General features: G+C 68.2%; 17 protein-coding genes. 6 read left to right on the top strand and 11 right to left on the bottom strand.

Features of this window, described 5'->3' with window-relative positions:
* Positions 1–11: 11 nt before the first annotated feature.
* The 5 genes from FNH24_RS05095 to FNH24_RS05075 all read right to left on the bottom strand — a co-directional run bounded on the left by FNH24_RS05095 (position 12) and on the right by FNH24_RS05075 (position 4,694).
* Positions 12–488 carry an OsmC family protein gene (locus tag FNH24_RS05095; RefSeq protein ID WP_152361059.1) on the bottom strand — a complete coding sequence of 159 codons (477 nt, stop codon included), beginning with the start codon at positions 486–488 and terminating at the stop codon, positions 12–14.
* Positions 478–1,407 carry a DMT family transporter gene (locus tag FNH24_RS05090; RefSeq protein WP_161606003.1) on the bottom strand — a complete coding sequence of 310 codons (930 nt, stop codon included), beginning with the start codon at positions 1,405–1,407 and terminating at the stop codon, positions 478–480. The genes FNH24_RS05095 and FNH24_RS05090 overlap by 11 nt, the downstream gene beginning before the upstream one ends.
* Before the next feature lie 85 nt (positions 1,408–1,492).
* Entirely contained in the window at positions 1,493–2,551 is a 1,059-nt protein-coding gene (locus tag FNH24_RS05085; protein ID WP_152361057.1) for a Gfo/Idh/MocA family protein, read from the bottom strand.
* Between the two features lie 50 nt (positions 2,552–2,601).
* Positions 2,602–3,486, bottom strand: a complete 885-nt coding sequence (locus FNH24_RS05080) for a sugar phosphate isomerase/epimerase family protein (protein ID WP_152361056.1) — start codon at positions 3,484–3,486, stop codon at positions 2,602–2,604.
* The gene (locus FNH24_RS05075; RefSeq protein ID WP_152361055.1) at positions 3,483–4,694 is read right to left on the bottom strand and encodes an ROK family transcriptional regulator; all 1,212 of its coding nucleotides are present in this window, start codon (positions 4,692–4,694) and stop codon (positions 3,483–3,485) included. The genes FNH24_RS05080 and FNH24_RS05075 overlap by 4 nt, the downstream gene beginning before the upstream one ends.
* 254 nt (positions 4,695–4,948) lie before the next feature.
* On the opposite strand from FNH24_RS05075, the gene FNH24_RS05070 reads away from it, so the two are divergent.
* The 3 genes from FNH24_RS05070 to FNH24_RS05060 are packed head-to-tail and all read left to right on the top strand — an operon-like array spanning position 4,949 to position 7,345.
* On the top strand, positions 4,949–5,581 hold the full coding sequence (locus FNH24_RS05070; RefSeq protein WP_152361054.1) for a YiiX/YebB-like N1pC/P60 family cysteine hydrolase: 633 nt from the start codon (positions 4,949–4,951) through the stop codon (positions 5,579–5,581).
* Positions 5,582–5,604: 23 nt separating this feature from the next.
* A complete protein-coding gene (locus FNH24_RS05065; protein WP_152361053.1) occupies positions 5,605–6,696 on the top strand; it encodes a hypothetical protein in 1,092 nt (363 codons plus the stop codon).
* Between the two features lie 40 nt (positions 6,697–6,736).
* Positions 6,737–7,345 (top strand): DUF1349 domain-containing protein, encoded by a 609-nt coding sequence (locus FNH24_RS05060; protein ID WP_152361052.1) that lies wholly within the window; start codon positions 6,737–6,739, stop codon positions 7,343–7,345.
* A gap of 48 nt (positions 7,346–7,393) precedes the next feature.
* Here the strand turns inward: FNH24_RS05060 and FNH24_RS05055 are convergent, their stop codons facing one another.
* Positions 7,394–9,109 carry an IlvD/Edd family dehydratase gene (locus FNH24_RS05055; RefSeq protein ID WP_152361051.1) on the bottom strand — a complete coding sequence of 572 codons (1,716 nt, stop codon included), beginning with the start codon at positions 9,107–9,109 and terminating at the stop codon, positions 7,394–7,396.
* 120 nt (positions 9,110–9,229) lie between these two features.
* Between FNH24_RS05055 and FNH24_RS05050 the strand changes: the two genes are divergently transcribed.
* Positions 9,230–10,213 carry a hypothetical protein gene (locus FNH24_RS05050; protein ID WP_152361050.1) on the top strand — a complete coding sequence of 328 codons (984 nt, stop codon included), beginning with the start codon at positions 9,230–9,232 and terminating at the stop codon, positions 10,211–10,213.
* On the opposite strand, the gene FNH24_RS05045 is transcribed toward FNH24_RS05050, so the two are convergent.
* From FNH24_RS05045 to FNH24_RS05025, 5 genes are all read right to left on the bottom strand, one after another.
* Positions 10,210–10,524: an excalibur calcium-binding domain-containing protein gene (locus tag FNH24_RS05045; protein WP_152361049.1), complete on the bottom strand. Its 315-nt coding sequence runs from the start codon at positions 10,522–10,524 to the stop codon at positions 10,210–10,212. The genes FNH24_RS05050 and FNH24_RS05045 overlap by 4 nt on opposite strands.
* A gap of 141 nt (positions 10,525–10,665) precedes the next feature.
* Positions 10,666–12,495, bottom strand: a complete 1,830-nt coding sequence (locus FNH24_RS05040; protein WP_152361048.1) for a hypothetical protein — start codon at positions 12,493–12,495, stop codon at positions 10,666–10,668.
* A gap of 666 nt (positions 12,496–13,161) precedes the next feature.
* Positions 13,162–14,616: a family 43 glycosylhydrolase gene (locus tag FNH24_RS05035; protein ID WP_152361047.1), complete on the bottom strand. Its 1,455-nt coding sequence runs from the start codon at positions 14,614–14,616 to the stop codon at positions 13,162–13,164.
* Between the two features lie 198 nt (positions 14,617–14,814).
* Positions 14,815–16,482, bottom strand: coding sequence for an alkaline phosphatase D family protein (locus FNH24_RS05030; protein WP_152361046.1), 1,668 nt, complete (start codon positions 16,480–16,482; stop codon positions 14,815–14,817).
* Positions 16,483–16,671: 189 nt separating this feature from the next.
* The gene (locus FNH24_RS05025; protein WP_152361045.1) at positions 16,672–17,874 is read right to left on the bottom strand and encodes an NAD(P)/FAD-dependent oxidoreductase; all 1,203 of its coding nucleotides are present in this window, start codon (positions 17,872–17,874) and stop codon (positions 16,672–16,674) included.
* A gap of 59 nt (positions 17,875–17,933) precedes the next feature.
* Between FNH24_RS05025 and FNH24_RS05020 the strand changes: the two genes are divergently transcribed.
* Both FNH24_RS05020 and FNH24_RS05015 read left to right on the top strand, forming a co-directional pair.
* Positions 17,934–18,851 carry an SMP-30/gluconolactonase/LRE family protein gene (locus FNH24_RS05020; protein ID WP_152361044.1) on the top strand — a complete coding sequence of 306 codons (918 nt, stop codon included), beginning with the start codon at positions 17,934–17,936 and terminating at the stop codon, positions 18,849–18,851.
* Between the two features lie 14 nt (positions 18,852–18,865).
* A complete protein-coding gene (locus tag FNH24_RS05015) occupies positions 18,866–19,381 on the top strand; it encodes a GNAT family N-acetyltransferase (protein WP_217428041.1) in 516 nt (171 codons plus the stop codon).
* Positions 19,382–19,586 lie beyond the last annotated feature (205 nt).

Here is a 19,586-nt window from a genome sequence, read left to right as displayed (position 1 = left end):
GGCCCGGCCGGTCAGCCGCCGGTCCTGATCGTCGGCTGATGCCGGACCGGGAAGTTGACCGAGGCGGCGATGAAGCAGGCCTCCTGCGCCTTCTCGTGCAGGGCCTCGGCCAGCTCGGCGTCCGAGTCGGCGGTGATCGTGATCTCCGGCTTCAAGATCACCTCGGTGAAGTGGCCGCCGGTCTGATCGGTCACCATCGTGCCCTCGGCATGATCGACATAGGTGGTGACGACGATCTTGTTCACCGCACAGACGTGCAGGTAGGACAGCATGTGACACTGGCTCAACGCGGTGAGCAGCAGCTCTTCGGGGTTGTAGCGGGTCGGGTCACCGCGGAAGGTGGGATCGGACGATCCGAGCAGCGGAGCCGCCTTGGTCGGGATCGTCACCTCATGATCACGGGTGTAGTCCCGATAGCCCGAGGTCCCGGTCCCGGTGTTGCCGGTCCAGGTCGTCGTCACCTGGTAGTGATGGTCCTTACCCGCCATGCCGTACTCCTTCTTCCTGATCGCTTCGGTCACGATCGCGCTCCGGGTGGCGAATGACCAGCGCCACGCCCGCGACACAGACCAGCATGGCCCCCAGCTCGAACGGGGTCGGCAGCGGGGCGCCGCGGAACGCGGTCTCGGCGAAGCGGACCAGGAACGGCACGACCAGCGAGATCGACGCCTTGAACACGGCACCGCGGAGATGGATCAGTTGGTGCTGCAGCACATAAACGGGCACGTAGATGCCGACCCCGAGCAGGGCGAGGATGCCCCAGTCGAGCCAGGTCAGCGCGGCCAGCCCACCGAGCTGGCCGGTGATCACCAGGAAGATGATCACTGCCAGGGTGCCGATGCCGAAGATGCCGGGCAACAGGTCGAGCGGGTTGTGGCCCTTGGACAGCCGGGCATAGTGCTGGCCGTACGCGGCGATGGCGATCACCGCGACGCCCGAGGCGATCACTCCGCCGACCAGCGTCGAGGACGACAGGTCGGGCCGCAGGGCGAAGCTCGCGATGACGAACAACACCGCCCCGGCCGATCCGGCGATCACGCCGACGACGGCCGGCCAACTGGTCCGTTTGCGGAAGAACAGCACACCGATCAGCAGCGACAGGCACGGCGTGGTCGCCAGCAGCAGATTGGGCACGGTCACGCCGACCAGCGAGATCGCGGTCAGCGAGCCGAGCGCATAGATCGAGACCCCGAGCAGGCCGGAGATGCCCAGCGCCACCGGGCGCCGCCGCACCTGGTCGATCGAACGGCGCAACGCCCCCTTGCCTCGGAAGGCCAACAGGCACAGGCCGAGCGCGCTGAACGCCGACCGCCCCGCGGCCACCACCGCCGGATCCGCCCGGCTGACCGCGATGTCGGAGACGAGCCAGGTCAGCGCGAGGAGGACGGCGAGCGCGGCGCTGATCAACAGCGCCCGCGCCCGCCCGCCGACGTTCCCTGAGCCTGTCGAAGGGCGCCCTTCGACAGGCTCAGGGGACGAAGGGGACGGCACCTTAGACCTGGATCTCCTTGCCTTCCGCGGCCGAGGTGTAGACGGCGTCGAGGATCTTCATCATCTCCGCGCCCTGCCAGGCCGGCGCGACGCTCTCGGCGTCACCCTGGATGGTGGCCACGAAGTTTTCGATCTCGTTGTTGAAGCCGTCGTCCAGATTGAAGCTCTCGAAGCCGATCCGCGGCGTCACGTTGAGCACGGTCTCGTGCTTCTCGGTGGCGATCTGCAGCTTCGGCTCCAAATCGGCACCGCCCTTGTCCCCGTACACCGAAACAGTGAGCGAGTCCTCGGTGGCGTGCAGCGAGAACGAGGCGTCCATGATCAACGACGCGCCGTTCTCGAACCTGATCAACGCGTTGGCCATGTCCTCGACGTCGTTCAGGGTCGGGTCGTAGTCGGCCACCTTGTAGCGCGGCATGGTGGTGATGTTGGACCGGTTGCCGAGCTTCTCGTACGTGTTGGCGCTGACCGAGGTGACCCGCGGGTTGCCCATCAGATACCAGGCCAGGTCGATCACGTGCACACCGATGTCGATCAACGGACCACCGCCGGAGATCGCCTTGTTGGCGAACCAGCCACCGGGGTTGCCGACCCGGCGGATGCAGCTGGCCTTGCCGTAGTAGACATCGCCCAGCTCGCCCTCGTTGATGAACGATTTCAGCACCCGGCAGTTGGCCGAGTGCCGGCGGACGAAGCCGACCTGGAGCACCTTGTCGTGGGCGTTGACCACGTCCTCCAGCTGCTGCGCCTCCGCGTAGGTGCGGCACATCGGCTTCTCCACCAGGACGTGCTTCCCGGCCTCGATCGCCGCGATGGCGAGCTCGGCGTGGGTGTTGTTCCAGGTGCAGATGCTCACCGCGTCGACGTCGGCGTCGGCGAACAGTTCCTTCGGGTCGCTGTAGGAGCGGGCGGCGCCCCACTGCTTGGCCACCGCGGTGGCGCGGTCGGCGTTGATGTCACAGACCGCGAGCAGCTCGGCGCGCGGGTTGCCCTGGTAGGCCTTGAGGTGACAGCCGGCGATGCCGCCGGTGCCGACGACGCCGATCTTGACCTGCTGCATGATGCTCCTTTGATCTTGGTTGGGCTTCGACAGGCTCAGCCCGCGGGAAGTCAGGCTTCTTCGTAGATGCGCTTGGCGTTGGCGATGCCGCGGGCACAGCCGATCAGGCAGTCCTCGTGGCCCTCGAACTCGATCGAGGCAAACCCGTCGTAGCCGGAGTCCTTGATCGACTTCGCGATGCTCCAGGTGTCAAGATCACCGTTGCCGACGATCGCGCCGCGGAGATACTTGCCGCCCCGGCTGCGGAACCAGCCCTCGCCCGGGTTGCGATCGGCCGGCCGGATGTAGAAGTCCTTGAAGTGCACGATCATGGCGTACGGCAGGTTGGCCGGCACCGCCACGGTCGAGTCCTCGTCGACGCAGATGAAGTTGCCGATGTCCAACGTGGTCTTGAAGTTGGGCTCGTCGACGGCGTGCACGATCCGGCGGACCCGGTCGCTGCTCTGGACGAAGAAGCCGTGGTTCTCCAGGCTGGTGGTGACGCCCTTGGTCGCCGCGTACTGGGCGATCTCCTTGCTCGCCGCGACGATCTTGGGCAACGCCTCCTCGAACAACGGGGTGTCGTCGCCCTCCAGCCCGGCGTGCCGGACCACGTCGTGCCGCATCAGCTTGATGCCGAGCCGCTCGGCCAGATCGACGTTGGCCTTGACCCGCTCGACCTCGGCCGCATTCTCGGCGTCGTCACCGAGGAAGCTGGCGCCGATCGCCAGGTTGGACAGCGTCACGCCCCGGTCGGCGGCGTGCTTGACCACCTTGTCGACGAAGGCCGGATCGGACTCGATGCTGGGCACCGGGGAGTCGGCGCCGCCGTAGATCGCGGCGAACTCGAGGTGTTCACCCTCACTGTCGGCGGCCCAGTCGAGCACGTCGAAGACGGTCATCTCGCCGGTGCTGAGGCGTTGGTTGAAGCTGTAGGAGCTGAAGCCGAATCTCATCTGATCATTCCTTGCATCGGTTGCGGTTGAATCGGTTGCGGTTGACTGGATCGGCCGGGGACCTCGGCCCAGACCTGCCACCGGGACGGCACGCCGGGGACGCCGAAGATCACCGCCGAGTGGGTTTCGAAGGCCGCGCCGAGGGCGCCGCACAGGGTGCCTTCGGAGGTCAGGTGGGAGGCCGTGACGACCGGCTTGTCGTCGGTCATCAGCATGTGGTGCACCGCCTTGGTCAGCGGCCGGATCAGGGTGTCGCCGGCCCGGGAGAGGCCGCCGCCGATCACGATCAGGGCCGGGTCGACGGTCAGCGCCAGGGTGGCGATCTTGGGCGCGATCTCGGCACAGAATTCGGCGATCTCCGTGCTCGCTTTCTGATCACCGTCGCGAGCCAGCTCGAACACGGCCCGCCCAGTGGTGGCCGTACGCCAGCGCAGCCGGCCGCGGACCGAGGACTCGGTCCACCGCATCCCGCGCAGGCTGCCGAGCTCACCGGCCTGCCGGTGCCGGCCCTGCAGGATCGTGCCGTTCATGATCAACGCAGCCGAGATCCGATGCCCGACCTGCAGGAAGACCAGGTCACCGTCGTCCCCGCGCAGCCGCTGCTCGGCCAGGGCGGCCAGCTTGATGTCGTTCTCCACCAGCACCGGGCAACCCAACAGCCCGGCCAGCCGACCGGGCAGGTCGATCCCGACCCAGTCCGGCACCGCGAGGCTGCGGGTCACCCGCCCCTGATGATCAAGAATGCCCGGCACCCCGATCCCGGCGCCGCGGAGCAACCCCGGCTCGGCGGCGGAGTCGGCGAGCGCCCGCTCGACCGTGGCTCCGATCGCACCGATCCGCTCCGTCCCGTCGGCGCCGCTGGGCACGGGAGTCTCCGCCCGCCCGACCAGCCGTCCGGAGAGATCGGCCACCCAGGCCCGGATCCGCCCGCCGCCGACATCAACCCCGGCCACCCGCCCGGCCGCCGGATCGAACGCATGGGACCGAGCGGGCCGTCCAGCCCCCGGCGACCGCCGCGCCTCGCTCGGCCGGACCGGCCCGAACTCCACCAACTCGCCGATCACCGCATTGACCGTCGGCCGCGACAGCCCGGTCGCCACCGCCAACTCGGCGATGGTCAACGGCCGCGCCTGATCCCGCAGCACGGTCAGGCAGGCTGCCGCGTTGGCCTGGCGGACGGCCGCCCCGGCGGGATCCTCAACTGGCACGGGCGCTCCATCAACGAATTGCGAAACCCGGTTTGTTAATTAGCAGCCTTGCATGCCGTGTAACTCGGGTCAACCATTTCGTAGATCCGGCCTGACCTGAATCGTCCGGGTTCCCGGTGCCTCACGACGAGTGAACGCAACCCAGTTCTGTCCTCCTGTGGATAACTCCATGGCTGTCGTCGTCAAGCTGTACGCTCGGCTTCACCTCCGATGGAACTGCGGCCGCCTATGACACCCATAGGAAGGATCCAACGATGAGGACAGTCCTCGCGATCGTTGCCTCGGCCTGCGCTGTTGCACTGCTCGCGCCGATGCCAGCCTTGGCCGAAACAACAACGTCGCGGCAGCAGGTTGCCGCGGACGGCAGTGCGACTCAAGCGATGATCGACCGTGCCAACGCCCGAGAGATCGAGGTCGACCACAAGACACCGATCACGACGCGGAGCCCCTACGGCTCATATCCGAGACGCAAAGGGGTCATTCTCGTGACCCGGGACAAGTACAGGGACCTGATTCCGACCGGCCATGCCGCCATCATCCACAGTCGAAACTACGTGGTAGAGGCTCTGGGGCATGGAGTCGTCCGAGGCGACAACAACTGGTATCAGTCCAAGACGCAGGCCTACGGCGCCGGAGTCCGCGCGACCAGCGCCGCCCAGGATGCCAAGGCCGCCGATTGGGCGTATCTACAACGCGGGAAGCCGTACAACTACAACTACGTCGACATGAGGACCCGGAGCTCGTTCTACTGTTCACAGTTGGTGTGGGCGGCATTCTGGGACAACTTCAGAATCAATCTCGATACGACCAAGATCCCGGGAGCGGTGCATCCGCTCGAACTCCTGGATGATCCGAGCAAGGCCTATTTGATCTATCGGAAGAAGTAGTCGGAGCCGGGCGGGATGCAGCCATGAGAACGAAGACGAGACGAGTCGGAGTACTGCTCTGGCTGGCGATCTTGTTGACCTCCTGCGGCATCCTGCCCGCGCCGGAGGAAGCGGAGGGCTGCCCGTCAGGGTGGCAGATCGCGATCATGTGGTCGACTCAGAACGGACCTCACAGCGAGTTGATCTTCATCGAGGCCGATTCCGTGCTCCAGCGCCGCACCGTGCCGTATGTCGGATTCAACCCTGTCCCCGGCAACGTCGAGGACCGGTCTGGCAGCGACCTGATCATGGTCGCCAACGGCAACCTGGATCGCGATCAGACCAACGTGGTTTCGATGTCGACTCTCAGCTGCGACCTGTCGGCCCGGCGGGTGCCGGAGCCGGTTGTCCTGGGGATTGCCAGTCACGCCGGCGACGTCTACACGACGAACTCGATCAACGGCGAGGCCCAACTGCGCCGCCGCGACTCGGGTGGCAATGTCAAGGCGGAGGTGGCGTTCCCGGCGATCGTGCTGTCAGAACTGATAGTGCACGACGACATCCTGTTCGCATTCGCGGCTGACGACGCCACCGACCAGTCGGTGCTGCTGGTCCTAGACCCGGCGACCCTGGCCGAGCGGAACCGGATCAAGCTCGAGGGGTCGGCCGGGACGGCCGAACAGGCGATCGTCAAGGGAAGTGTCCTCTACTATCCGCAGACTCTGACCGTCGACAACGAAGGGACCAAGCTCGGCATGATCGATCTCAGGACCTTCCAGCAGTCGACCATCGAGCTCGACTCTCCGGCACCGTTTCTGATCATCGACGCCGGTGATCACCTCTACATCGGCCATACCTTCATCAACCCGGGCTACCGGCCTATGAGCGACTACCGGTGGGTTTCCCGCTACAACCTGGCCACAGGGAAAGTTGAGAGGTTCGACGTCGGCGGACGCCTCGGCAGCATGGCCATCCGGGACCAGGTCCTCTACGTGCTCAACAGCGGCGAAGACGACGAGCCGGCGAAGCTCCGCAGCTTCGACCTGCCGAGCATGACCCCGCGTTCGACCATCGACGTCCCCCGTCCCAACGCATTGCTCGGCCATTACTACGCGAGCGGGCTCATCGCCCGGTGACGGCGCGACCGTTCAGCCGTTCGGTGCGACACTGTTGATCATGGACCTGGAACTTCCCGAACTCCCGTTCTCACTGCGCAGTCACGGCCCCGACGGAGAGTGGTCGTACGCGGACGGAGTGCTGACCGGGCAGGCGGGGGCGCGGCAGGACCGGTTCGTGCCGCCCGGCGGCGACGGGCTGGAGTCGGTCTCGGACGCGCCGCGGCTGCTCGGCCGGCCCGACGGAGACTTCCAGCTGATCGCCCGGATCACCGTGGAGTTCGCCGCTCGATTCGACGCCGGGGTGCTCTACCTGCACGTGGACGATCAGAACTGGGCGAAGTTCTGTTTCGAGTACTCGCCGGACGTGCCGACGGTGTGCACGGTCGTCACCCGGGGACATTCCGACGACACCAACTCGTTCACCGTCGACGGAAACCTGATCTGGTTCCGGATCAGTCGGATCGGCCGGGCGTTCGCCTTCCACGCCTCGCACGACGGTGATCGCTGGATCTTCGTCCGGCACTTCACGCTCGGGTCGGAGCGGGAGGCCCGGGCCGCGGAGGTCGGCTTCCTGGTGCAGTCACCGGAGGGCGAGGGGTGTCGGGTGAGCTTCGATCGGATCGGGTTCAAGGTCGGCGGGCCGGAGGATCTGCGCGACGGGAGTTGATCAACGGCGGATCTGATCTGCCCTTCGACAGGCTCAGGGAACGAATGATCAGTGGGACTCGCGGCCGACCTTGGCGCCGCTGGAGCCGACCAGGAAGTCGAGGTCGGCGCCGGTGTCGGCCTGCATCACGTGATCGACGTAGAGCTTCTCCCAGCCCCGGGTCGGCGCGGCGGTGCTGGACTCGCCCGGCGCGGCGGCGCGGGCGGCCAGTTCCTCGTCCGACACCTCGAGCACCAGGGTCCGGTTGGGCACGTCCAGGGTGATCAGGTCGCCGTCGCGGACCAGGCCGAGCGGGCCGCCGGCCGCGGCTTCGGGCGCGACGTGCAGCACGACGGTGCCGTACGCGGTGCCGCTCATCCGGGCATCGCTGATCCGCACCATGTCCCGGACACCCTGCTGCAACAGCTTCTGCGGCAACGGCATGTTGCCGACCTCGGGCATGCCCGGATAGCCGCGTGGGCCGCAGCCTTGCAGCACCATGATCGAATCTGCGGTGATCTCCAGGCTGTCGTCGTCCAGTCGCGCGTGCAGATCCTCGATGCTGGTGAAGACGACGGCCGGGCCGCGGTGAGTGAGCAGTTCCGGCGACGCGGCGGACGGCTTGATGATCGCGCCGCGGGGGGCGAGGTTGCCGTGCAGCACCGCGATGCCCGCGTCCTTCAGCACCGGCTCGGCGGCGGGCTTGATCACCTCTGGGTCGTAGATCGGCCGGTTGTCCAGGTAGTCGACCAGCGGCTTGCCGGTGACGGTGATCGCCTCCGGCCGGAGTTGATCTTTGAGCTCGGACAGGACGGCGAGCACGCCGCCGGCCCGGAACAGGTCGTCCATCAGGAAGGTGCCGGACGGCTGCAGGTTGGCCAGCAGCGGGATGTGCTGCCCGATCTCGTCGAAGTCGGCCAGGCTCAGCTCGACCCCGAGCCGGCCGGCCAGCGCCAACAGGTGCACCACCGCGTTGGTCGAGCCGCCGACCCCGGCGACGGCGACGATCGCGTTGTGGAACGCCGCCTTGGTCAGGATCGCGCTCGGCCGGCGATCCTCCCGCACCATCTCGATGATCAACTTGCCGGTCGCGTGCGACGTCGCCAGCAGCCGCGCGTCAGGGGCCGGGGTGCCCGCGACGCCGGGGATGGTCATGCCGAGCGCCTCGGCCACCACCGCCATCGTCGAGGCCGTACCCATCGTGTTGCAGTGACCCTTGCTCCGGAGCATGGCCGACTCGGAGTCGGTGAACTCCTCCGCCGAGATCACGCCGCCGCGGACGTCCTCGCTGAGCCGCCAGACGTCGGTGCCGCAGCCGAGCGGGCGCCCCTTGAAGGTGCCGGTGAGCGCCGGACCGCCGGGCACGACGACCGCCGGCAGGTCGACCGAGGCCGCCGCCATCAACAGCGACGGGATCGTCTTGTCACAGCCGCCGAGCAGCACGACGCCGTCGATCGGGTTGGCCCGCAGCATCTCCTCGATCGCCATCGCGGCCATGTTGCGCCAGAGCATCGCGGTCGGCCGGACCAGCGTCTCGCCGAGCGACACCACCGGCAGGTTCAGCGGCACGCCACCGGCCTCGAGGATGCCGTCCCGCACGCTGGAGGCGACTTCGTTCAGGTGCAGGTTGCACGGGGTCAGATCCGAGGCCGTGTTGGCGATCGCGATGTGCGGCTTCTCGCCGTCGAACGCGTCCACCGGCAGCCCGCGCCGCATCCACGCCCGGTGGATGTAACCGTCCCGGTCCTGGCCGCCGTACCACTCCTGACTGCGTAGCGGGCCCATGTCACTGCCTCCACCATGAGATCGGAAACCTTCGGTGCGCGGAAAGGCGCACGAACGAAACCTTATCCGGCCGGATGATCGCCCGGGCCGGGACTCCCACACCCCGTAGGCTGCCGGACCATGCGCTTCGCCCTTGTTGATCATGAGCAGCCGGGCCGGCCGGCACCGCAGGCCGAGGTGCTGCTGCAGCGCGGTGGGACGTCCGTGCCGGCCGACGGCGGCTACCGGTGGTTCGCCACCTGGCTGGGTGGTGATCAGCCGACGGCGATCGGTTTCGCGCACGACGGCCTGGAGCTGCACGGGATCGCCCAGGTGCCGTCCCGTGAGGCTCGGCTGACTGCCTGGGCCCTGCGCCTGTGGCGACCGTCCGACGCGGTGACGATGGTCTGCTGCGTCGCCGAGATCGACCGGCTGTCCGAGAGCGCCCGCGAGCCGGCGATCCGGGTGTTGCTCGATCGGCTGGCCGGCTACGGCGAGAGCACCGCCGTGATCATCGCCGGCTGGTTCACCACGAGCACTGCCAACCGTCTGGTCGCGGGCGGACAGCTGCACCGGGTCGCGCCGGGCGAGGACCGGATCCTGATCGCGCCCGGGATCGCGGTCGCCGGCCACGATCCGACGGCCGGCGTGGTGGACCTGACGATCCGGCACCGCCGGGAGTTGATCGACCACCGCCGCTGGACCCGGCCGGGCGCCGAAGTCACCGAGGTCAGCTGGTGGTATCAGCCGGAACGGTCCGCCGGCGTTCGATGCGCCAGCTACGCCGAAGCGTCCGAACGGCTGGCGGCCGACACCTGGGGCCCCGGCACCATCTCCGTGACGTACGTGCTCCAAGACCCGGACGGCACCCGGCTGGAGACGACGACCGGAGCCGGATCGGAGGCCGCCGGGCTCCGGCCCGGCGACCGCGTCCTCAACCGCCGCCTCGTCGTCCACGCGTTGCAGAGCCCGACCCGGTTCGACGACGTGGCCGAGGCCCTGCGGTGTGCCTGGGCCTGGGCCGCCAAAGAGGTCGCCGAAGAACTCACCCTGGGCCGCGATGCAGCATCGGCGGTGACCCTGCCCGGCGACCGGATCAAGATCACCCCCGAGTGGCGCTCCTAGCGCTTCTCGCAGGCGACGCCGTCGTTGTCGCGATCAAGGTCCTTCTCGCCCTTGTACTTCTTCGCCTTGCCGTCGTTGTACTGGTAGACGATGGTGCTGACCTTGAAGTTCTTCACCGGCTTGGACTTGCCCTTGACCTTGTCCTTGGCGCCCTTCTTGGCAACCCCGTGCGGATAGTCCTTGTTCAGAGCCGTGCAATTCTTGTACGACTTCGGCTTCTTCGGTGCCGCGTCGGCCGGCAACACTGCCGTTCCGGCCAGCAAGGCCGACGCGGCGGCCATCCCCACGAGCGCACGCTTGATCATCATCATCAGAATCCCCCGATTCCGGCGGGAAACCCCCCGAGGGTCCCCACCACCGTTTCCTGCCCCGTGCAGCAGTATGTGGTCGGCGGTGGGCCGGCGTGGACCGACCGGATGATCGTTACCGGGCCGAGATCTGGCCGGTAATGATCAAGAACCGTAGAGCTCCAACTCGTGCAGGAACGCGGCCAGCGGTTTGCTGATCGGATTCGGGTCGCTGATCCGGACATACTGGGCCGAGACCGGCGCGGCGAACGGGCGCAGGTAGCCGTCCCGGGCGCCCCGGGCCGGGGTCGACCAGCTCTGGCCGTTGCTGGAGACCTCGATCTTCAGGTCGGCCCCACCGTCCTGCAGGTACGCGATCGCCCCGACCCCGGTCAGTTGGTAGGCCCGGGGCAGCCGCAGGGTGAGGCTGCGGTTCGGCGTCACGGTGCTGGTGTCGGAGCGGGCATCGCCGTCGAAGGCGAACGCCGCATAGGACTGCCGGCAGCCGGTCGGCGTCGCACAGCTCCCGTACCGGCTGAAGGTCGGGTCGAGCACGGTCAGCTCGTCCCGCCGAAACATGCCGGGCAGATCGAGCCGGCCGACCCGGCCGTTGTCGACGGTGACCGTGGTCCGCCACAGCCCGGTCTGCGTTCCCTTGGGGTAGCCGCCGGCCCGCTGCGGGCACTCCCAGCCGCGCGGGTTCTGCGCCGTCGCCGGGCACGGGCAGCCCCAGCCGGACGCGCAGTTGTCGCCGACGACGAGCAGCTGGTTGCCGGTGATCGCCTCGATCCCCATCGTGGTGCTGGACCCGAGGTGTCGCATCGGCCGGCGCACCCGGTGGCCCTGCGGGTTGTACGGATCGAAGGAGTACCAGCCGTCGGCGTCACCGCCCGTGGTCGGGGTGTTGCGATAGAGCACGTACGGGTTGGACCAGGCGATGCCGCGGCCGTCGTAGGAGACCCGGAGCACGTTGTCCGGCCGGCCGGAGCCGATCACCAGCGCGCCGTTGCCCAGCAGTTCGACCGACGGCGAGTTGCCGCCGTCCGCGGCCAGCCGGGCACTGGCGTCGAGCGGTGTCCAGGGACCGGCGGCACTCTGCGTGCTGGAGCGCCGGACGTAGAGCGCGACATTGGCCGGGATGTTGGCGATCGGCGATCCGCGCAGATTCTCGTCCTTGCGGATCACCGCGATCAGGCCGCCGTCGCTGGTCGGCGCCACGCTGGCCTCGCCGAACTGTTCGGTGGTGGAGACCGCCAACTCGCTCCGGACCGTCCAGGTGACGCCGTCGTTGGTGCTGTCGGCCACGGCCGAGAAGAAGGCCCAGCCGTGTTGGGCGTTGTAGCGGCCGTAGACGGTGGTGATCAAGGTCTTGCCGTCGCCGGCCAGGATCGGGCCCTGGTAGATCCGGGCCCAGGCCACCTCGTTGTTCCGGGTCGGGAAGTTGATCGTCGCCTTACCGGCCCGCTGCCAGTTGTCGCCGGCCAGCAGCCACCGGTCGAACTCGCGTCGGCAGCTCGGCTGAGTGCAGGTCTCGTCGATCACGCTGCGATCCTCGAAGGTGAACCCGTACACGGCACCGCTCGCGACCCCGAGCCGGACGAAGTTCGACGGGATGACGTAGCCGTCGGCACTGTCCATCACCTCGAAGTTGCCACCCCGCGATTGCCGCAGCACGGTGGAACCGAGCCCGACCGTGTCCCGCTGGGTCGCGTGACTGAGGATGTACCGCTCGCTCCGCTCACCCTCGCCATCGGTCGAGGATCCGTTGTACAGCGAGGGAAAGCCCATGAACTTGGTCTCGCCGGCCGGGTAGCCGCTGAACATCCAGGGTGTCGGGTACGTGACGCCGCCGGCCAGCACCTGCGCGGTCGGCGGCGTCGCCGCCGCCGTGATCATGCCCGGTCCGAACAAGGTCGTGAGCAGCAAGCTGACCATGACCGTCAGGGACAGCCGGCGACCGCGACCGGCCACCGACCTCGCACGTTGATTCCGCATGGGACCCTCCGATGATCAGCACTGATCGACTGAACAATGCTGACGCGAAAAGTCGTTCCATGTCAACGAAGTGGTGTGGGTTCGTTCCCTGGGCACGGATTCGCCGATGATCTTGGAACTGTCCTGCGCGCCAAGGACGGACGGGTTGGAGCCGTCGGCGAGAATCGCGGCCGGCCACCGGTCCGGCGCGGAGATGAGGTGCACTCAGCGAGTGGTCACTTTGGGCGCGAATCCTCGCTGGGACCTGCCCAAACTGTCCACTCGACGTACGCCTGCGGGCGATCTCGGTTGCGGATCGGCCGACTGCGTCGAGTGTGACCTTATCCACGCGGATTCGACGATTTCAGGTGGGAAAGTGCACTCTCGACGCAAGCTCGGCCACGCACCTTGCCGACTCAACGTCCGCAGCGGAACGCGAGCGGGCGGACCGGAGCCGACCAGCACCCGAACCCGCCCCCTCCTGGCGCCAAGAAAGTCCCCGAACGCTCAACCGGCAGCGATGATCATTCCCTGAGCCCGTTGAACGGCAACCAGGTCAGCTCTCACAGCAACTCCGAGCAAGATCCGTCCTGCCCTTCGACAGGCTCAGGGAACGTAGAACCGGCGACAGGCTCAGGGAACGTAGAACGGGCGGACGGCTCAGGGAACGTAGAACCGGCGGACGGCTCAGGGCCAGACTTCGGCCCGGTCGATGCTGATCACCGTGGCACCGGAATCGGGATTCTTCTCCCCGGTGACCCGAACCGTGACGGTGTGCTCGCCCGGCGGCAGCTTCACCGTGCGGTAGTTCATCACCTGGCCCTGCCGGGGCGAGGAGTAGAAGTCGTGCCGGGTCTCCGCGCCGCCGTCGACCGAGATGGCGGCGATGCCGTTGCCGACGTCCCGCACGCTGAACAGCGCCAGCTGGGTGCCGGTGAACCGGAAGGTCGCGGTCGCGCCGGTCGCGCCGCTCCAGTGATCATCTCCGCGGTAGCACTGGTTGCCGCAGCCCGAGCCGGACTGCCAGGCACCGGCATACTCGACCTGGAACGGGCCGGTCCCGGTGTCGGTGTCGTTGATCGCCCGCGGACCCGGGCCCGGGTCGCCGGCCGGCACCGGGATGTCACTGCCGAGGGCGAGGGGCGCGCCGATCACCGGCAGGCCGGCGGCGCTCCAGGTCACCTGTTGCGCCCGGGTGGAGCGCCAGGAGTAGGTGTAGTCGCTGGTGTTCTTCGCGTGATAGGCGATCCAGTCCTGGCTGCCGTCCGGGCTCTTGAAGAACGAGTGGTGCCCCGGCCCGTACACGCCGGCCGCGTCGTTGCGGCTCAAGATCGGATCCGGATAGGTGGTCCAGTTGCCCGGCACCATCGGATCGCCGTTGGTCGGGATCGAGATCATGTACAGGGAGTAGTCGGGCTTGCCGGTGTCACAGGTGGAGTAGGTGAGGAAGAGTCGATCACCGTGCACGATCGAGGTCGGCCCCTCCCGTACTTCGGAACACATACCGGCGTCGACCGGCAGCGCCACCACCGGACCGCCGCTGGTCCACGGATTGCTCATCTTCTGGATATAGACCTGCTGCGGCCCGCCGCCGTGACCCCGGCCGTTCATCGACCAGGTGAAGTAGAGCTGGCCGTTCACCACGATCGGCTCACCGTCGATCTGGTACTGCCCTTGATCAGCGATCTGGGCCTTGAAGCTGTACGGGCCGCGCGGGTCGTCGCCGGCCGACTCGAGCACGTACATCCGGTGATTGGCATCCACGCCGTTGCTCGCCGTGTAGTAGATGTACCAGTGCGGATTGCCGTCCGCGCCGTCGAACTGGTAGAGCGCCGGCGCCCAGATCTGCGTGCTGCGACTGGGATCGTCGTCGGCCCCGATCCAGACATCATGATCTTGGGCGGCAGGCAGCTGGGCGATGCTCGGCGCCGAATTGATCGTCAGCCGATCACCGCGGGTCGTCATCAGGTGATACTGCCCGTCGTGGACCACCATGAACGGGTCCGCGCCGTTGTTCAGCGGCGCCCGGAACACGGGCTCCTGCTGCGTCGGCTGCGCCCCCGCCTCCGGGCTGGGCAGCGCACACGCCGCCGCCAGCACCGCCAGGGACAGCACAGTGATCAGTCGGATCGGACTCAGCATCGGGTCACCTTCTCCGCATTCGGCTGTCCTCATCCAACGCGAGTCGCCCGGCCCAGGTCAAGAAGTCACACCAGACCAGTATTCGGGTGCCGCTCCCAGAACTCGGCGATGGGGACGCTCGGGTGTTCGTTCCCTGAGCCTGTCGAAGGGCAAGCCTGATCGAACTTGCCCTTCGACATGCTCAGGGAACGGAACGAGCTAGGGGCGTTCGGTCTCCCAGGCCACGGTTTCCCGGGTCACCTGCTCGACGCTCTCGCCCTCGCGCAGGACGGAGGCCGGCGGGTGATCAGCGGTCTGCTGCAGGCCTCGCTCACCGTCGACGAGCCGGTACGAGCGCCGGGTGAACACCGGCTGCCCGGCGACGGACACCTTCGGCAGGCAGCGGAAATCGGAGTCCAGCTGGTCGGCGGTGATCGTGGTGTTGACATAGCCGCGGAGGTTGTTCTGGAACTTGAGGTGGGTGTTCCAGGCCAGCCACGGGTGCGGCGTCGCCGAGTCGGCCCCGTCGCCGCCGGAGGTGATCGAGGAGCAGATCAGCTCCGAGCCGACCACCGCCCCGTCCGGATCGTCGTAGTCGATCTTGACGTCGGAGGCCCAGTGCGCGTGCACGTCGCCGGTCAGCACCACCGGGTTGCGCACGCCGGCGTCGACCCAGCCGCGAGTGATCCGCTCCCGAGAGGCCTGATAGCCGTCCCAGCCGTCCATCGACACGGTCTTGATGTCGGGCGAGACGTTGTTGTCCCGTTGGGCGAAGAAGACCTGCTGGCCGATGACGTCCCAGCGCGCCCGGGACTGCCGGAAGCCGTCCAACAGCCACGCCTCCTGATCATCACCGGTGATCGACCGGGTCGGATCCACAGCCTCCGGGCAGTCAGTCTTGTAGCCGTCACCGCAACCTTGATCATCGCGGTACTGCCGGGTGTCGAGCAGGTGGAACGTGGCCAGCCGGCCCCAGTGGATTCGCCGGTAGAGCAGCAGATCGATGCCGTCCGGGGCCGAGCTCGGCCGCAGCGGCATGTTCTCGTAGTAGGCCCGAAACGCCGCCACCCGGCGCTCCAAGAAGGCCGGACCGGCCTCGGCCGGCTTCTCCGGCATCTCATCGGCCCAGTTGTTGTCGAGTTCATGATCATCCCAGACCACCAGCCAGGGCGCGATCGCGTGGGCGGCCTGCAGATCCGGGTCGGACTTGTACTGCGCATGGCGCTGCCGGTAGGTCGCCAGATCGGTCGTCTCCGGCCCGGCATGATCACGGACGTTGCCGCCGGGCGCGACATAGGCGCCCGCCTTGTACTCGTACTGGTAGTCACCCAGGTGCAGGATCAACTCCGGTTGATCTTCGGCCAGCCGCCGGTAGGCGGTGAACCAGCCGTGCTCGTACTGGGAGCAGGAGACGAACGACATGGCCAGCGAAGCCGGCGACTCGCCCCGCGCCGGTGCGGTCCGGGTCAGCCCCGGCTCGGACAGGTGACTGCCCTGCCGGAACCGATACCAGTATTCCCGGCCGGGCTCCAGCCCGGTCGCCTCGACGTGCACCGCGTGCGCGAACTCAGCCTTGGCCACGGCCCGGCCGGATCTGACCACCGACCGGAACGACGGGTCCTTGGCCACCTGCCAGAGCAGTTCGTAGTCCCGCTCCGGCATGCCGCCGCGGCCGTCGGCGGCCAGCGGGTCCAGCGCCAGCCGGGTCCACAGGACCACGCTGGTCGACCACGGATCACCGGAGGCGACGCCGAGCGTGAACGGATTCTGCCGCGGCGACGGCGCCGCCGCCGCGTTGTTGGACGACAGTGCCAGCCCCGCCGTCGTCGCGGTCGCCAGTCCGGCCTTGATCAGTGTGCGGCGCGAAGGCCCCCGAGATGTCCCCATGGCCCCACCGTGCGCCCCCAGTCCGACGCCTGAGGGTCAGCCAGATGTCCGCCGAGTGACCAATCGGTGGCCCTTCGAGGAATCCGCTTTCCGGATGTCCCGGGCCGCTTGTTCCGTTCCCTGAGCTTGTCGAAGGGCGAGGGAGATGCCCCGAACCTGCCCTTCGACAAGCTCAGGGGACGAACAAGCTCAGAGAGTCCCGTTGATCAACTCGTCCTCGGTGACCTGCCGGCCGGAATCGACCAGGGCGCCGAGGGCGTCGCCGTGATCCCAGTCGTTGACGTTCATCGCGGCGGCGACGGCGCCGTCGCGCAGCCAGAAGGCGATGAACTCCCGCCCGGCCAGGTCACCGCGGATCACGAGTTGATCATGCTCCGGGTCGGCCAGGCCACGGTATTCGCAGCCGAGATCGTACTGATCGGTGAAGAAGTACGGGCTCGCCTGATAGGGCGCCTCGGCCCCGAGCACGTTGCGGGCGACGTGGGCGCCCTGGTCCTTGGCGTTGGCCCAGTGCTCGACCCGGACCCGGCGGCGATAGCGCGGATGATCATGGGCCGCGACGTCACCGACGGCGTAGATGTCGAACTCGGAGGTGCGCAGCGTCGGGTCGACCGCGATGCCGCCGTCGGTGAGCTCGAGCCCCGCCGCTTCGGCCAACGCGATGTTCGGCGCGGCGCCGACCCCGAGCACCACGGTCTGCGCCGGCACGACGGTGCCGTCACCCAGCTTCACCCCAGAGACCGTACCGTCGCCCTCGAAGCCCTGCACGGACGCGCCGAGCCGGAGATCGACTCCGTGCTCCCGGTGCAGCCCACCGAAGACGGCACCGATCTGATCACCGAGCACCCGGACCAGCGGCTGGTCCTCGGGCGCGATCATGGTCACCGCGGCGTCGTGCTTGCGCGCCGCGGCGGCTGCCTCGCAGCCGATCCAGCCGGCGCCGATGACGGCCACCGGCCCGCCCGCCGCGAACCGTTCCCGCAGGGCCAAGGCATCGTCCAGCGTGCGCAACGTCAGCACACCGTCGAGCTCAGCGCCGGGCAGGTCGAGCCGGCGCGGCGTCGACCCGGTGGCGATGATCAACTTCTGATACGGATAGGAGTCGTCGCCGACCCGGACCACCTTGCGCTCCGGATCGATCGCGGTCACCGTCGTGCCCGGCTTCCAGGTCACCGCGGTGTCGAAGAAGCCCTCGTCGCCGACCCAGTCGGGCTCCTCGGCATCACCGAGCAGCAGGCCCTTGGACAGGGGTGGCCGCTCGTACGGCCGGTGGGTCTCGGTGCCGAACAGGGTGATCTCGCCGTCGAAGCCGCCCTCCCGCAGGGCGACAGCCGCGGCGCCGCCGGCCAGCGACGCGCCCACGATGACAATCGGACCAGTCGAATCAGCCATCCGGCCATTGTTGTCCACCCGGTCGCCGGTGCCTACCACGGGGTCGAGATAATCCGGACATGTCGGACAACACTCTTCCCGTGATCGAGGGCTTGGCGGGTTTGATCGACCCGGACACCGTCGTGGAGCGACTGTGGACCGGCGCGATCTGGTCCGAGGGGCCGGTCTGGATTCCGGACCTGCGCGCCGTCCGCTGGAGCGACATCCACAACAACCGGATCCTGCAGTTCCACGCTGACGACGGCAGCACCGTCGTCTACTCCGACAACGCGGAGTTCACCAACGGCCGCACGCTGGATCGCCAGGGCCGGGTGATCCAGTGTTCGCACGGCCGGCGCCGGGTGGAGCGTGATCACGACGACGAGATCACCGCGATCGTCGAGACCTGGAACGGCGTCCAGTTCAACTCGCCGAACGACGTGGTCGTCGCCCGGGACGGAGCGATCTGGTTCACCGACCCGGCGTACGGCATTTCCATCGCCGTGGAAGGCCATCCGGGTGAGCGGGAGTATCGGGACCAGTATGTCTTCTGCCACGACGAGACGACCGGGATCACCCGCCCGGTGATCTTGGACGTCGAGGCGCCGAACGGGCTGGCGTTCTCGCCGGACGAGTCGATCCTCTACGTCGCCGACTCCTCCGGCTCGGGCTCCGGAATTCACCCCGGCGTCGGCAACCGGCACATCCGCGCGTACGACCTGATCGACGGCCGCTGCAAGAACGGCCGGACGGTGATCACCATCGAGGACGGGGTGCCGGACGGGCTGCGGGTCGACACCGACGGCAACATCTGGACCTCGACCAAGTACGGCGTCGGCGTCTACGACCCGACCGGCCGCGAACTGGGCGTGATCAGACTGCCGGAGACCACCGCCAACCTGTGCTTCGGCGGCCCGGACGGCACCGACGTCTACATCACCGCCTCCAGCAGTCTCTATCGGGTGAGAACCCGGGCCAGGGACGCCGCGACCGCCTGAATCGGCTGCCGACAATGTTGTCGCTGCTGATGCGCCGCCCGCACCTGAAGGATCTGCCGCCGGTCCCGGACGGGGTCGATCCGGCCGGTCCCCTGGACGCCACCGCGCTCGCTCACCTGCTCGACGCCGCCTTCAGCACGACCTGGACGCCGGACCGGGTCCGGCTGGAGCTGCTGGACGACCCGACCGTGCGCGCCACCTATCTGATCCGGCGCGGGGACCGGCTCGTCGCCACCGCCTCGGCCCGGGTGCTGCCGCACCGCGACCCGCAGGCCGGCTGGCTGCACTGGGTCGCCAGCCATCCCGCGCTCCGCGGCCGCGGCCTGGGCCTGGCCGTCACGGTCGCCGCCCTGCACCGGTTCGCCGCCGACGGCCTGACCTCGAGCGCGCTGGAGACCGACGACCACCGCCTCCCCGCGATCTCCGCCTACCTGCGCCTCGGCTTCGTCCCGCAGTATCCGACCCAGACCCACCAGGACCGCTGGTCCGAGATCTTCCGCCGCCTCAGCCTCCGCCGCCACGCCCGCTGAATTGTTCGCTGAGCCGGTCGAGAGCAAGATCAACTCCCCTCCGCCAACCGATGGGGACGCTCGAGGGCTCCGTTCCCTGAGCCTGTCGAAGCATGTCCTGAGCCTGTCGAAGGGGGGCAAGCCAGTCACAGCCCTGTCTCGGGTTCGGGTCGCGGGACCGACGCCCTCACCGAGTGGCCCCGGGGCGGCGGGATTCGACCGCCCC

It is taken from the genome of Microlunatus speluncae (genome assembly GCF_009299835.1).
GTDB classification, from domain to species: domain Bacteria; phylum Actinomycetota; class Actinomycetes; order Propionibacteriales; family Propionibacteriaceae; genus Microlunatus; species Microlunatus speluncae.
Note: the sequence above shows the minus strand (reverse complement) of the source record. Positions and strands in the feature narration are given on the sequence as shown.